The organism is Mesorhizobium sp. WSM4307 (assembly GCF_007003945.1).
Taxonomy (GTDB): domain Bacteria; phylum Pseudomonadota; class Alphaproteobacteria; order Rhizobiales; family Rhizobiaceae; genus Mesorhizobium.
Window position 1 is genome coordinate 230999 of record NZ_VFTB01000004.1, and the last position, 12636, is coordinate 243634.

Below are 12636 nucleotides of genomic sequence, written 5' to 3' on the forward strand. Positions count from 1 at the left end.
GTGGATGGGCGTCTTTTTGTGCTGATTGGCGCCACGGACCATTGCTCCTGCCTTGCAGGAGCAATTGCTCGGGCGTAAAGCCGCGCGCATGGACCGCACCGAAAACCTCGTCCTGAAAGATCCCGAGCCGCGCATCCATCCGACCGCGGAGTTGAAGGCGTGCAAGCTCGGCCGTTACGCTTCGATCGGCGAGAGGGTGGTGCTGCGCGAGGTGAGCGTCGGGGATTTCTCCTATTTCGAGCGCCATGCCGAGGCGATCTATACGAGCATCGGCAAATTCTGCTCGATTGCCGCCAACAGCCGCATCAACGCGCTCGAACATCCGATCGAGCGGTTGACCCAGCACAAGGTCAGTTATCGGCCGAACGAATATTTCCGCTGGCTGGGTGTCGATGCGGCGTTCCGCGAGCGGCGGCAGGCGAAGGCCGTGACCATCGGCCACGACGTCTGGGTCGGCCACGGCGCGGTGATCATGCCCGGCGTCACGATCGGCAATGGCGCGGTCATCGGCGCCAATGCGGTGGTGACGCAGGACGTGCCGTCCTACACGATCGCCGCCGGCGTGCCGGCAAAGCCGCTCCGGGCGCGCTTTGCTCCCGACATAGCGGCGCGGATCGAAGCGCTTGCCTGGTGGGACTGGCCGGTCGAGAAACTCGCCAGGGCGGTTCCCGATATCCAGTCCATGCCGATCGAGGCCTTCCTTGATCGTTGGGAAAACGCCGCCGCCTAGGCTTCCGCTGACAACGGTTTGGCCCTGGCCGTCACCGCCGCAGGCCATCAGCAGACCGAGAGCGGCGCTGGCAAGCGGGCTGCGGGAAAGTGAAGCGACCGTCTGTCCGTATGCCGGTCGGCGCTTTCGGGAACCATCCCTCCGCGCTCCGGACTGAAACCCCTTCCGCCATGCGGGGGTGGCGCGGCGGAAGGGGCCGGAGGTAAACCGCTGTGGAGCGGAAGGAACAGGCACTTTTGCCTGCACGGTTACTATGACATTAGACCGATAAGGTGTGTTTTCCGCCGCATGCGCGCCTTGCGTGTGTCCAATTGCACCTGATGTATTTGTTGCCGACTGGAACCCGAGCGGGTCTCCGGTTGTTTCTCATCGCCGCAGCCATTGAGAGATCTCGACAGATGGAAAAGGTCTTTACCAAGATTGCCAATTGGGTAGCCCACATGACGGGGCTGCCGCTGACATTCGCCGTCTGCTGTATGATTATCGTTGTCTGGGCGGTGAGCGGGCCATTCTTTGGCTTCTCGGACACCTGGCAATTGGTGATCAACACCGGCACGACAATCATCACCTTCCTAATGGTGTTCCTGATCCAGAACACCCAGAATCGCGACAGTGCCGCGATCCAGGCCAAGCTCGATGAACTGATCCGGGTCGGCAGGGGCCACAACCATTTCATCGGCATCGAGCACCTGACGGAATCCGAGGTCGAGGAAATCCGCGACAAGTGCGAGCGGGCGGCGCGGCGGCATGACGAAAAGATCGCCGCCATGGCCGCCAAGAAGGCCGTCGCGCAAAAGCGAGGCCCGAAAAAGCACGCGGCTTGAGAGCTTGCTGATCAGCCTTTGATGAAGGCCGCGAACGCATCCCTGTGATCGGGGTGCCAGCGCGACAGGGCTGGGCGGTTTTCGATGATGTCGCCGATCGCCCAGGCCATGCGTTTCTCATCCAGCGGCCGCGCCACGTCATTGTCCGGGCACAGGATGTAGAAGTCGCCCCTGATCAGGGATTCCAGCATGAAATCAATGACCTGTTCGCCGGTCCAGGCACCGGCGGGCTTTTCCGTCGCCCCTTCGGTAAGGCCGGTATAGGTGAAGCCGGGAATGAGCAGATGCGCCGACAGGCGGGCGCCGGGTTCGTTGCGCAATGCGTGCGCCAGGCCTTCGGTGAATGTCTTCACGCCGGCCTTGGAGACATTGTAGGCGAGGTTGCCGGGCGGCGTGGTGATGCCTTGCTTGGAACCGGTGTTGACGATCAGGCCCGGCTTGGCCGACGCCAGCATGCGCGGCGCGAAGGCTTCGACGCCATGCACGACGCCCCAGAAATTGATGTCGAGCAGCCGTTTCCAGCCATCGCGGTTTTCCCAGGGTTTTCCCGGATTGTCGCCGACGCCGGCATTGTTCATCAGCAGCGAGACCTCGCCGAAGGCGCCGAATGCGCGGTCGGCGAGACGATCGACCTCATCGGCCTTCGAAACATCAGCGGCGACGGCAAGCACGGCATCGTCGCCGGCAATGGCCGAGACGGCGCGGGAGGCATCGTCAAGGCGCGCGCTGCCAATGTCGGCGAGTACGATCTTCATGCCCATCAGCGCAAGCCGCTTGGCGGCTGCCAGGCCTATGCCGCTGGCCGCGCCAGTGATGACGGCGGCGTTGCCGGGGCCAAGCGCGGGCAGGGCGATCTGGATTTCAGCGTCGGTGATCATGAGCAACAGCATCCTTTTCTCGATGGCGCCGAACTTAGCGCCGGGACGGGCTTGCGCAAGCCTTCGTCAGCACGTGTTCGGGTTGACCAGTCGGGCCGCGACTGCGCATGCTGCCCACAAATGGAGATTTTCGATTGACGGACTGGATCGCAATTCTGAAAGAGCAGACCGCCACCGGTGACCAGATGGGGCGCGAGGTGCCGCAGATGCTGGCCAACCCTGATATCAGCGAAGCCCAAGTGAAGACACTGTTCTCCGCGCTGGAAAAACAGGCCGAGTTCGTCGAGAAGCTGCGCATGGCGCTGGAGAAATTCGGCCATGATTTCTCGATCATCAAGGCAGCCGAACGGCTGGAGGAGCGCTACGCCGATCTTGCGGCGTCGGTCGCCGAAAAGCTGAAAGCGATGCGCAAATAGAGCGGCTTTTTGGAGCTATTTTTCGAGAACGCGGGAAAAACGCGTGTCCGGTATAAGCCACACCAGGGCGACGGCAACATAGAGGCCCACACCGATCCACCGGTTGAGGAAGGCAAGCGCAACGGCCGCTATATAGACGGCAAGCGAAATCCTTCCCTTGCGGTCAGTGCCGATTGCCTTGGCGAAGGCGGTGCCCTGACCATGCAGCCGGCGCAGTGCCAGGACCAGGATGGCATAGGCGGTCGCGCACATTGCGAGATCGAAGCCGTAGACCGCGACGGGAACCGTGGCGAAATGGTTCTCGCCCATGAAGGCGGTCGTTACAGGCATCAGGGACAGCCAGAACAACAGATGCAGGTTTGCCCACAAGACCCCGCCGTCGACGCGCTGCACGGTGTGGAACATGTTGTGCAGATTGTTCCAGTAGATGCCGACATTGATGAATGACAGTACGTAGCACAGGAAGACCGGCAATTGCGGCACCAGGGCCGCGAAGTTCTCGCCCTCCGGCACCTTCAGCTCCAGCACCATGATGGTGATGATGATGGCCACCACGCCGTCGGTGAATGCCTCGACCCTGCCTTTGCCCATGATTCTCCCTCTCGAACAGGCGAACGTTACGAGAGGATGTGGCGCCGCCCCATACTGACAATCTTGTCAGGAGCTTTGGACGGAAACGGGAACCGCCGTCGCCAGGTAGACGTTGGGCAGGAGTTTCCCAAAAAGAAGATGCCGGCATGACTATCAACGCTCAGACCATGACTCACGACAACGAACTCGGTGGCCGTGCGGCGACGGCCGCCGTCGCCGCCATGATTGCGGCCCTTTTCGCCGGCAGCACGGCGTTGACGCCACTCTATGTCATCTACAAGCAGGCCTTCGGTTTCTCGCAGATCACGCTGACACTGGTCTACGCCGTCTACGTCATCGGCAATCTGGGCGCGCTTATCCTCTTCGGACGTCTCTCTGATGTCGTCGGCCGCCGTCCAGCCGCGCTGGCGGCGATGGCCGTTGCCGTGGTCAGTGCGCTGATTTTCCTGTTTGCGGAAAACGTGGCTTGGCTCGACCTTGCGCGGATACTCAGCGGTCTTGGGATCGGAGTGGGCGCGGGAACCGGAACCGCCTGGCTGGCCGAGCTGATCGAAGGCGAAGACAAATCGCGCGCGGCCATCATCGCCACCAGCATCAATTTCGTCGGGCTCGGGCTTGGCGCGCTTGTGGCGGGACTGCTGGCGCAATACGCGCCCTGGCCACTTCGGCTGACATTCGCTGTCTATCTTGCTTTGCTTGCCCTCGTCACGCTGCTGATTTGGCGCACGCGGGAAACCGTGTCGCGGCCGGGGCGGCTGACCGATGTCTCGATGCGGCCGCGCCTCTCGGTTCCCGTCAGCATCCGAACGCGCTTCGTTGCACCCGCGGTGACGGGCTTCGGCGCCATGGCGCTGGTCGGCTTCTACGCTGCGCTGGCGCCAAGCATCCTGGCGCAGCAGCTGCACGCGACCAACCATGCCGGAGCCGGCGCGCTGTTTTTCGAATTGTCGCTGGTGGCTGCCGCGACCATCGTGGTGACAGCGGGCCTGTCCAGCCGTTTCACCATGCTGGCGGCCCTGGTGCTGATGATCCCGACGGCAGCGCTGATCGTGGCCGCGCAATTCTTCGCGTCCATGGCCACCATGATTGTCGCCACCGCTTTCTGCGGGGTGGCGGCGGCGCTCGGCTATCGCGGCGGCCTGCAGGTAGTGAACCAGCTTGCGCCGGCGGATCGCCGGGCCGAGGTGGCGTCGGCCTTCTTCATCTGCTGCTTCTGCGGCAATGCACTGCCGGTCATCGGCATCGGCATCCTGTCGAGCTGGGCGAGCGCCACGGTGGCGAGCCTGGCTTTCGCCGGCATGATCACCGTCTTCTCGCTGGTGGCGGTGGGGTTCGGCGCGAAATTCACCCGCTGAGCTTCAACCGTTCGGCGTCTCGGGCGCCATGTTGGCGCGGCCGCGCGGCACGCCGAGCCCGGTGTCCGGCGGCTCGCCGGCGGCCGGCCTGTTCTCGATCATGTGCAATGTGCGCCAGCCGCCGAAGCGGTAATAGGCCGCGGCCAGCACGAGCGAGGTGATCGAACCGGCCGGGAAACTCCACCACAACGCTTCCTCGCCGATCACGCCGCGCATGAAATAGGCGAAGCCGGTGCGCACGATGAGCACCGAAATCACCAGGATGATTAGCGGCGGCATCACCGCGCCGGTGGCGCGCACGGTAGCGAACAGCACGATGGTGATGCCGAACAGGATGAACGACCAGGACGCGGCCGTGTTGATGTGGGCGGCGATGTCGATCGCCGCGCTGTCGCTGCTCAGGAACAGGCCGAGGATCGGGCGGTCGAAGAGCCACAGCATCGCGACCAGGGCGCCGGTCAGGACGAGGTTGAAGCCGACGCCGGAGGCGGCGACGCGGCCGATCCGGTCCCAACGGCCCGCGCCGACATTCTGTGCAGCCATCGAGGAGACCGCGGCACCGATGGCCAGCGCCGGCATCTGGATGTAGGTCCATAGCTGCGCGGCGATGCCATAGGCGGCGGCGACCTGCGAACCGTAGGAATTGACGATGCCCATCACCGTCAGGGCCGCCGCTGAAATGACGATCATCTGCAGGCCCATCGGCACGCCCTTGAAGACGACGATGCGCAGCAAGGCGGGGTCGGGCCGCAGCAGAGCGAGATTGGCGCCGGCCAGCCGCAGCGGGTGCTTGCGCGCGTAGAGCACGACGAGGATGGCGATGACGCTCACCGTCTGGCCGATCAGCGTCGCGGTGGCGGAGCCGGCGATGCCAAGCTCGGGGAAGGGGCCGATGCCGCGGATCAGCAGCGGGTTGAGCACGATGTCGAGGACGACCGCCAGCGCCATGAAGATAAAGGGCGTGCGTGAATCGCCCGCACCGCGCAGTACCGTCATGACGAAGGACAGGAGGTTCATCATCGGCACGGCGACGAAGATGATGCGCAGATAGGAACGCGCCAGCGGCAAGGCGTCGGCCGGCGTGCCAAGCGTGCCCAGGATGGCATCGACCCAGATCCAGCCGCAGACGGCGAAGACCACCGAAACGAAGAAGAAGAAGGTGGCGCTGGTGCCGACGATCCGGCGCGCCTCGGGCAGGTCGCGGGCGCCGACCGACTGCGCCACCAGGATGGTCGCCGCCATGCCGATGCCGAATACGGTGCCCAGGATCAGGAACAGGACGAGGTTGGCGTTGGAGGTGGCGGTCAGCGCCGATTCACCGAGAAAACGGCCGACCCAGACGGCATTGATCGACCCGTTGAGCGACTGCAGCACGTTGGAACCCAGCACCGGCAGGGCAAACAGCAGCAGCGTGCGCGGGATCGGGCCGCTGGTGAGGTCGCCGGTGCGCCGGCGCGCGGGCATTTTTTCGTCCATGGCTGGCGACTCGGCAAATGTGAATCTGGCCCGCGACGATATCGGAGGCCCGATCGAGATGCACCCTGCGCCGTGGAGCAGTAGTCCACGGGGCGGCTATCGCGGACGGGCGCGGAACGTGCCCGCCAGGATTGTGATGGACCTTGATCCAATCATGTTCTCAAAGCTCACGGAATGGGATATTGATCCGGGGGGTGGGGCCCGCATTCCTTACTAGATCTTATGGACAAGCCGGGGGATCATGTCCGATATTCCGCTTTTTTCCGAGCGCCTGAACCGGCGCTCTTTTCTCGGGGCATCCGCTTTGAGCGCGGCCTCGGTGGTTGTTTCGGCGTGCACCACGACTGATATAGCGCCGCCGCCAGTGGCGCCAGCGCCAAGTGAGCCGGCACTCGGCGACGCCGCAACCATGTACGCGGCGCGCACCGACGAGGGCTATCAACTGCCGGCGATCCCGGTGGCCAAGCTCGATCCGAAGTTCGTCCGCCAGATAGTGGCCGACCCGACCGGAGAAAAGCCCGGCACCATCGTCGTCGATGTCGCGGAGCACTTCCTCTATCTGGTGCGCGACGGCGGCAAGGCCATCCGCTATGGCGTCAGCCTTGGCAAGGCCGGCTTCGGCTGGACCGGCAGCGCCGTGGTCCAGGCGCGGAAGAAGTGGCCGGTGTGGACGCCGCCGCCGGAAATGATCCAGCGCCGGCCGGAACTGGCGAAATTCAAGGACGGCATGCCGCCAGGCCCGCAGAGCCCGCTCGGCGCCCGCGCGCTCTATCTGTTCCGCGACGGCAAGGACACGATGTACCGGCTGCATGGCACGCCAGAATGGGATTCCATCGGCAAGAATGCCTCGTCGGGCTGTGTGCGCTTCATGAACCAGGACATCATCGACCTCTACAGCCGCGTCAACGGTCCCGCGCAGGTCTTCGTGCGTCCCAACCTGTCGGCTGCCGGCAAGATCATGGCGGTGTCGAGCAGGACGGCTGAGCCGATCGATGCCGGCGTGCCGAAGGACGCGGAGTTCTTGAAGTAAGTACCTTCACGATCGACGGTTCGACCGGAATACTCAGGCGGACGCGCCATGCGCGTCCGCCTGGATCGTACTGATTATTTCCTGGCGAGGCCGGGAAGCGTGACCTGATAGACCAGGAACATGGTGTCGACATTGGCGCCGTCATCGACCTTGTAGGGGGCGCCGACCTGGAAACCGTCCTGGGCGAGGAAGTCGTTGTCATTGGCGACGAACAGGAAATAGTCGTCGGGCTGCTGTGGATCGAGCACGCTGGCCAGCGACATTGCTTCCCACTTCTCGGACAGGTTGTTGTGGTCGTTCGGCGCGCCATTGTGCAGGCCGAAGCGGTTGAGCTGCGCATTGTCGTTGATGTCGATGAACGGCGTCAGCCTGGCCGGCATCACCGACGGATCGAGCACGCCCTTGGGCGCGACCGGCTTGTCGGCGGCGTCGAAAGGGCTGCCCGCGATGTCGGTTGCGGCCGAAACGTCGACGACAAAGACCTGGCGCAGAAGCGAGCTGTCGCCCTTGACGCCCTGGCCGTTGCCGCTGTCGCGCGTCAGCATCAGGAAGGACGTGTCCGACAGCGCCACGATCTCGCTTTGCGCGGCGACCTTGGTCTTGCCCTTGGCGTCCTTGAACACCGGCAGCGGAACGACATATTCATGCGCCAGCTTGAGATGGGCGAGGTCGGAAGCGTCATAGACCAGCGCCCTGGTGTTTTGCCGGGTCGAACCTGAATCGCCGCCATCCTCCCGGGTCGCCGACTGCAGCACGGCGATCAGGAACTTGCCGTCCGGCGTCATCGCCGTGCCTTCGAGACCCTGGTTGTTCTGGCGGCCGGTCTCGGGATCCTTCGGATCGGGCTCGGCGGCACCTGGACCCGGATTGTCCGAGGAGAAGTTCGGCGCGCCCTTGCGCATCGGCACCAGGGCCGCCGGCGGCTGGGTCGCCGACAGCAGGCGGCCCTGCGCCGAGAAGCGGTAGATGTTGGGGCCATATTCGTCGGAGATGAACATCGAGCCGTCCGGCAGGCGCACGATCGCCTCGTTGTCGAGGGCGAGCTTGCCATTGGTGGCGGCGGGCAGCATCGGCATGTCGCCTGCGGCGGCACGCACATCCGACAGCGGATCGAGCCCGGTGGCATCGGCGCCCTTGTCGTCGGTGAGAAGCATGGTGTCGGTGAGCGTCGCCTTGACTTCGGTCTGTTCCTGGCCAGCGGCGCCTGCTGCTGCCGGCGTGAACTCGATGCCGATCGTGTTGAGGCGCGGCCGGTAGTCGGTGGTGCCGGCGACATTGTAGCCGCGATCCGGCAGCAGCCAGAGCGAACCCTTGTAGGTGCCCGCATCACGCGTCCAGCTCGATGTGTCGATCGCCATGCCGGAACCCGAGCCGAACGTCTCGCCGAATTTGTCGCGCTGTGCGGCCGGGATGCGGCCGACGCCGACTAGGCCCTTGTTGACCGGGCCGCCGACTGTCGCGGTGCTGTCGGCAAGCGCCGGCGTGAGCGCGGTGAACAAGGCCAGAGCGACGCCGATCCAGGCGGGTCGGTGCAGATGTTTCATGGATGATCCTCTTTGTGACAGATGTGCCGGAGCGGCCGAAGAGCAAAAAAGCTGAAAGAGGCGGTACATCGATGATGCCGCGCGCCCCCCCCGGGAAAGCGGTCTACGGCGCGAACATGATGCTTGCGTGACAGTGCGGCATGCCTGAACGCCGGCGTGTTCACAGGCCGAGAAAAACACGCGCTCTGGCGGAAGAATGGATGATCTCCACGCATCCGTTGGGGTGTGCAAGTGCCGTACTGGACACTTATGTCTAGTGCGCATATGGTGTGCTTCTGACAGACCGGGAGGGAGGCCTTCAAGTCGCACAACCGCGCAGTTGTCATCGGGCCGACGCCGGCGGCTTCGAGCCGGTCTGGCGTGATGGCCGGCGCGTCGGCTTCGTCACTTCGGGCGGCTTTGGCTACACGATCGGCAGGAGCGTCGCGCTGGCGTTGGTCGACGCCGATTTTACCGAGGAGGGGACGGCGCTTTCGGTGCACATTGTCGGCGTCGAACGGCCGGCTCGCGTCGTCGAGCCGGCGCTCTACGATCCCTCGGGCAAGGCGATGCGGCAATGAGGAGGATTTCGATGATCGAGGCACGAGACAGCAGGCGCGAGCGCCGGCGTGGACGCACGGGCGAAGCCGGCAGCGAAAGCAGCCGCCGGCCCAACTACCGGTCGCTGAAGAACCCGTTCTTGCCGCAGCCGATCTTTTCGGATGACCAGGTGGCTTCCATCCACGACACGGCGCTGCGTGTGCTGGAGGAACTCGGCATCAAGGTGCTCTTGCCACAGGCGCGGGAGATTTTCGCCCGCGCCGGTGCGCTTGTGGAGCCGGACACCGACATGGTGCGCATCGGCCGCGACATCGTGGCCGCGGCATTGGCCTCGGCGCCAAAATCAATTCCAGCGCTGGCGGGCGACCGCAGCCGCGATCTTTTGCTCGAACTCGGCTCGATGACGTTCCTCGCCGGCGCTGGCGCGCCGAACGTCACCGATCTCGAACGCGGCCGCCGGCCGGGAACGCTCGGCGCCTTCGAGGAATTGACCAAGCTCATCCAGCATTTCGACGTACTGCACATGCTTTGCCCCTGCATCGAGCCGCAGGATGTCGACAACCGTTTTCGCCACTATGCCATCAACCGCGCGCAGTTGACGCTGTCCGACAAGTTCCCCTTTGTCTTCGCGCGCGGCACGCCGCAGGTCGAGGATGGCTTCGAGATGATCCGGCTGACGCGCGGGCTGTCGGAGGATGAATTCCGCGCTGGCGCCCATTGCTACACCATCATCAACACCAATTCACCGCGCCAGCTCGACATTCCGATGGCGCAAGGCATCATCGACTTCGCCCGCGCCGGGCAGGTCCTGGTCATCACGCCGTTCTGCCTGGCAGGCGCGATGGCGCCGATCACGGTCGCCGGCGCGCTGACGCTGCAGCATGCCGAGGCGCTGGCCGGTCTGGCACTGGCGCAGATCGTGCGTCCCGGCGCACCCGTGCTCTACGGTTCCTTCTCCTCCAATGTCGACATGAAGTCGGGCGCTCCGGCGTTCGGCACGCCCGAGCACGTCAAGGCGACACTGGGGGCCGGCCAATTGGCACGCTTCATCGGTCTTCCCTGGCGTTCGGGCGCCGGCAGTGCCGCCAACATTTCCGATGCGCAGGCCGCCCATGAGTCGCAGTTCGCCCTTTGGGGCTCGGTGCTTGCCGGCGCCACCGTCTGCGTCCACGCCGCGGGCTGGCTGGAGGGCGGCCTGAGCGTCTCCTTCGAGAAGCTGATCACCGACATCGAGGCTGTGCAGTCGATTGCCGAGCTTTGCGCGGCAACGCCTGGCGACGACGATGCGATCGGTTTCGAGGCCATCGCCGAAGTGCAGCCGGGCGGGCATTTCTTCTCGGCCGGCCACACGATGGCGCGCTACCGCACCGCATTCTATGAGCCACTGGTGGCCGACTGGTCGAATTTCGGCAACTGGACGCAAAGCGGATCAAAGACCGCCAGCGAGCGCGCCACCGGTATCTGGAAACGCATTCTTGCCGATTTCGAGCCGCCCGCTTCAGCTGCGGCGACCGCCGGAGTGCTCGACGAGTTCATCGCGCGCCGCACCGAAGAGGGCGGCGCGGCGCCGGTTTCGTGAGCGGCGAGCTTTCGCGCGAGACACCTGGCCTTTGCCGCGACTTTCGCCGCGTGATCGGTGCCGGGGTCATTGGCAAGCGGTGCCGTTCTCCGGACCCATCCAGATTTCGCCGGCGCCGCTGGAGCGGGCGCTGGCGGAATTGCAGCGGTGATGCGGAACCGGCGGCATTCCCGGGCATTCATGGGAATGAACCACGGAGGACGACATGGGTTTCGACCAGTATCACGAACCGCCTGAAGAACTGTCGCAGAAGGTGCGGACCTTTGCCCGCATGATCACCTCGCTGATCGAGGAGGCGGAAGCGATCGGCTGGTACGAACAGCGCATCTCGGTGGAGAAGGATGCGCAAGCGCGGGCCATCATGCAGAACGCGCAAGGCGAGGAGTTCAAGCATTTCGGCATGGACCTGGAATTCCTGCTGCGCCAGAAGAAGGACTGGCGGGCGGAGTTGAAGGAAATCCTGTTCACCACTGGCGACATCGTCAAGGCCGGCGAGCGGGGCGAGAAGAAGGTGGATTGATAGGCTTTACGAGCGCCATCAATCGCTGTCGCGCGCGACCAATTCCAGCGGCCAGACTTCGTGAATGATACGCGGGCCTTCCGGGCCGGCGAAGGCGGGAAGCGAGGCCAGCAGCATTTCGGCCAGGCGCCGGCCCATCGGCTCCAGCGCCGGGCGGAAGGCGGTCAGCGCCGGGGAAAAATACCGGCAGAGCGGCGTGTCCACGATCACGGTCACCGCGATGTCGTGGCCCGGCCGGATGCCCATCTCGGCCAGCGCCTTGCAGCCGCCGAGGGCCATGGCGTCGTTGTTGAAGATGATGGCCGTCGGCCGGTCCTTTGCCAGCATCACGCGCGGCGTCACCTGGTAGCCGCCGGCCTCGTTGATGAAGCCGTCGGCGATCAGCGCGGGGTCGGCCTCGATGCCGTGCCGTTTCAGGGCTTTGCGGTAGCCGTTCAGAAACAGATGGCCGAAATTGAGATTGAGGGAAGGGCGGATGGCGGCGATATGGCGGTGGCCGCGCGCCACCAAGCGGTCGACCGCATCGCTGCCTGCCTTCTCGAAATCCAGGTCGAGCGAGGGATAGGCCTTGCCGCCGCTGCGGCTGCGGCCGAGCGTGGCGAAGGGGAAGCCGACCTGTGTGAGATAATCGATGCGTTCGTCCTCGCGCCGCGTCCAGGCCAGCAGCACGGCATCGGCGCGGCGGGTTTCGACGACGCGGCGCAGGCGCTCCTGCTGATAGTCGCCCGGCGCGCCCATCACCACGGTCAGGTCGAGTCCGCTTTCGGCAAGGCGGCCTTGCAGCCCGATCAGGAAGGGAATGAAGAACGGTTCGCCATATTGCTGGTCGCCGGGATGCGGCTGCAGCATGAAGGCGATCGAGTGGGTCGCGCCTTGCCTGAGACTGCGGCCGGACTGGTTGGGTGAATAGTTCAGCTTCTTGGCGGCGTCGAGCACGCGCTGGCGCGTGTCGGCATTGACGTCGGCGCGGCCGTTCAGCGCCCGCGATACGGTGCCGATCGAAATGTTCAGGTGACGCGCTAGGTCGTGGATGCTGGACGCCAAAGACTTTCTCCCCCGAGCTTCGCTAGCATTGGCCGGTGCCGAGGCCAAGGCGAAAGACGATTTTCGTGAGCGGCCAATTGACATTCTACGCTATCGGGTGTGTTCTCGT

13 protein-coding genes are annotated in these 12636 nt (G+C 64.6%); 8 read left to right on the plus strand and 5 right to left on the minus strand.

Going from position 1 to position 12636, the window contains the following annotated elements:
- Positions 1 to 88 precede the first annotated feature (88 nt).
- A complete protein-coding gene (locus FJV83_RS11135) occupies positions 89 to 730 on the plus strand; it encodes a DapH/DapD/GlmU-related protein (protein ID WP_142885337.1) in 642 nt (213 codons plus the stop codon).
- Between the two features lie 398 nt (positions 731 to 1128).
- Complete coding sequence (locus tag FJV83_RS11140) at positions 1129 to 1554, plus strand: low affinity iron permease family protein (protein WP_095773964.1); 426 nt, start codon at positions 1129 to 1131, stop codon at positions 1552 to 1554.
- Between the two features lie 11 nt (positions 1555 to 1565).
- Here FJV83_RS11140 and FJV83_RS11145 read toward each other — a convergent pair whose 3' ends face one another.
- Complete coding sequence (locus FJV83_RS11145; protein ID WP_142885338.1) at positions 1566 to 2432, minus strand: SDR family NAD(P)-dependent oxidoreductase; 867 nt, start codon at positions 2430 to 2432, stop codon at positions 1566 to 1568.
- A gap of 134 nt (positions 2433 to 2566) precedes the next feature.
- Between FJV83_RS11145 and FJV83_RS11150 the strand changes: the two genes are divergently transcribed.
- Entirely contained in the window at positions 2567 to 2848 is a 282-nt protein-coding gene (locus tag FJV83_RS11150) for a hypothetical protein (RefSeq protein WP_095773965.1), read from the plus strand.
- A gap of 15 nt (positions 2849 to 2863) precedes the next feature.
- On the opposite strand, the gene FJV83_RS11155 is transcribed toward FJV83_RS11150, so the two are convergent.
- Positions 2864 to 3439: a TMEM175 family protein gene (locus FJV83_RS11155; protein ID WP_095773966.1), complete on the minus strand. Its 576-nt coding sequence runs from the start codon at positions 3437 to 3439 to the stop codon at positions 2864 to 2866.
- Between the two features lie 146 nt (positions 3440 to 3585).
- Here FJV83_RS11155 and FJV83_RS11160 point away from each other — a divergent pair, with 146 nt between their 5' ends.
- A complete protein-coding gene (locus FJV83_RS11160) occupies positions 3586 to 4794 on the plus strand; it encodes an MFS transporter (RefSeq protein WP_142885127.1) in 1209 nt (402 codons plus the stop codon).
- A 3-nt stretch (positions 4795 to 4797) separates the two neighbouring features.
- Here the strand turns inward: FJV83_RS11160 and FJV83_RS11165 are convergent, their stop codons facing one another.
- The gene (locus tag FJV83_RS11165) at positions 4798 to 6270 is read right to left on the minus strand and encodes an MATE family efflux transporter (protein WP_142885129.1); all 1473 of its coding nucleotides are present in this window, start codon (positions 6268 to 6270) and stop codon (positions 4798 to 4800) included.
- A 241-nt stretch (positions 6271 to 6511) separates the two neighbouring features.
- Between FJV83_RS11165 and FJV83_RS11170 the strand changes: the two genes are divergently transcribed.
- Entirely contained in the window at positions 6512 to 7300 is a 789-nt protein-coding gene (locus tag FJV83_RS11170) for a L,D-transpeptidase (RefSeq protein ID WP_142885131.1), read from the plus strand.
- A 74-nt stretch (positions 7301 to 7374) separates the two neighbouring features.
- Here the strand turns inward: FJV83_RS11170 and FJV83_RS11175 are convergent, their stop codons facing one another.
- Positions 7375 to 8844 (minus strand): esterase-like activity of phytase family protein, encoded by a 1470-nt coding sequence (locus tag FJV83_RS11175; RefSeq protein WP_142885133.1) that lies wholly within the window; start codon positions 8842 to 8844, stop codon positions 7375 to 7377.
- Between the two features lie 269 nt (positions 8845 to 9113).
- Here FJV83_RS11175 and FJV83_RS11180 point away from each other — a divergent pair, with 269 nt between their 5' ends.
- The 3 genes from FJV83_RS11180 (at position 9114) to FJV83_RS11190 (ending at position 11483) form a co-directional block, all read left to right on the plus strand.
- Positions 9114 to 9404: a glycine cleavage T C-terminal barrel domain-containing protein gene (locus FJV83_RS11180; RefSeq protein WP_246691848.1), complete on the plus strand. Its 291-nt coding sequence runs from the start codon at positions 9114 to 9116 to the stop codon at positions 9402 to 9404.
- A gap of 11 nt (positions 9405 to 9415) precedes the next feature.
- The gene (locus FJV83_RS11185; RefSeq protein WP_142875860.1) at positions 9416 to 10963 is read left to right on the plus strand and encodes a trimethylamine methyltransferase family protein; all 1548 of its coding nucleotides are present in this window, start codon (positions 9416 to 9418) and stop codon (positions 10961 to 10963) included.
- 205 nt (positions 10964 to 11168) lie between these two features.
- Entirely contained in the window at positions 11169 to 11483 is a 315-nt protein-coding gene (locus FJV83_RS11190; protein ID WP_095773971.1) for a hypothetical protein, read from the plus strand.
- 18 nt (positions 11484 to 11501) lie between these two features.
- Here FJV83_RS11190 and FJV83_RS11195 read toward each other — a convergent pair whose 3' ends face one another.
- Positions 11502 to 12527 carry a LacI family DNA-binding transcriptional regulator gene (locus FJV83_RS11195; RefSeq protein ID WP_095773972.1) on the minus strand — a complete coding sequence of 342 codons (1026 nt, stop codon included), beginning with the start codon at positions 12525 to 12527 and terminating at the stop codon, positions 11502 to 11504.
- Positions 12528 to 12636: the final 109 nt, after the last annotated feature.

Bases quoted from the DNA above. Each gene is read 5' to 3' on its own strand.
- FJV83_RS11135 (WP_142885337.1), top strand. From the start codon at position 89: ATGGACCGCACCGAAAACCTCGTCCTGAAAGATCCCGAGCCGCGCATC.
- FJV83_RS11140 (WP_095773964.1), top strand. From the start codon at position 1,129: ATGGAAAAGGTCTTTACCAAGATTGCCAATTGGGTAGCCCACATGACG.
- FJV83_RS11145 (WP_142885338.1), bottom strand. From the start codon at position 2,432: ATGATCACCGACGCTGAAATCCAGATCGCCCTGCCCGCGCTTGGCCCC.
- FJV83_RS11155 (WP_095773966.1), bottom strand. From the start codon at position 3,439: ATGGGCAAAGGCAGGGTCGAGGCATTCACCGACGGCGTGGTGGCCATC.
- FJV83_RS11160 (WP_142885127.1), top strand. From the start codon at position 3,586: ATGACTATCAACGCTCAGACCATGACTCACGACAACGAACTCGGTGGC.
- FJV83_RS11165 (WP_142885129.1), bottom strand. From the start codon at position 6,270: ATGGACGAAAAAATGCCCGCGCGCCGGCGCACCGGCGACCTCACCAGC.
- FJV83_RS11170 (WP_142885131.1), top strand. From the start codon at position 6,512: ATGTCCGATATTCCGCTTTTTTCCGAGCGCCTGAACCGGCGCTCTTTT.
- FJV83_RS11175 (WP_142885133.1), bottom strand. From the start codon at position 8,844: ATGAAACATCTGCACCGACCCGCCTGGATCGGCGTCGCTCTGGCCTTG.
- FJV83_RS11185 (WP_142875860.1), top strand. From the start codon at position 9,416: ATGATCGAGGCACGAGACAGCAGGCGCGAGCGCCGGCGTGGACGCACG.
- FJV83_RS11190 (WP_095773971.1), top strand. From the start codon at position 11,169: ATGGGTTTCGACCAGTATCACGAACCGCCTGAAGAACTGTCGCAGAAG.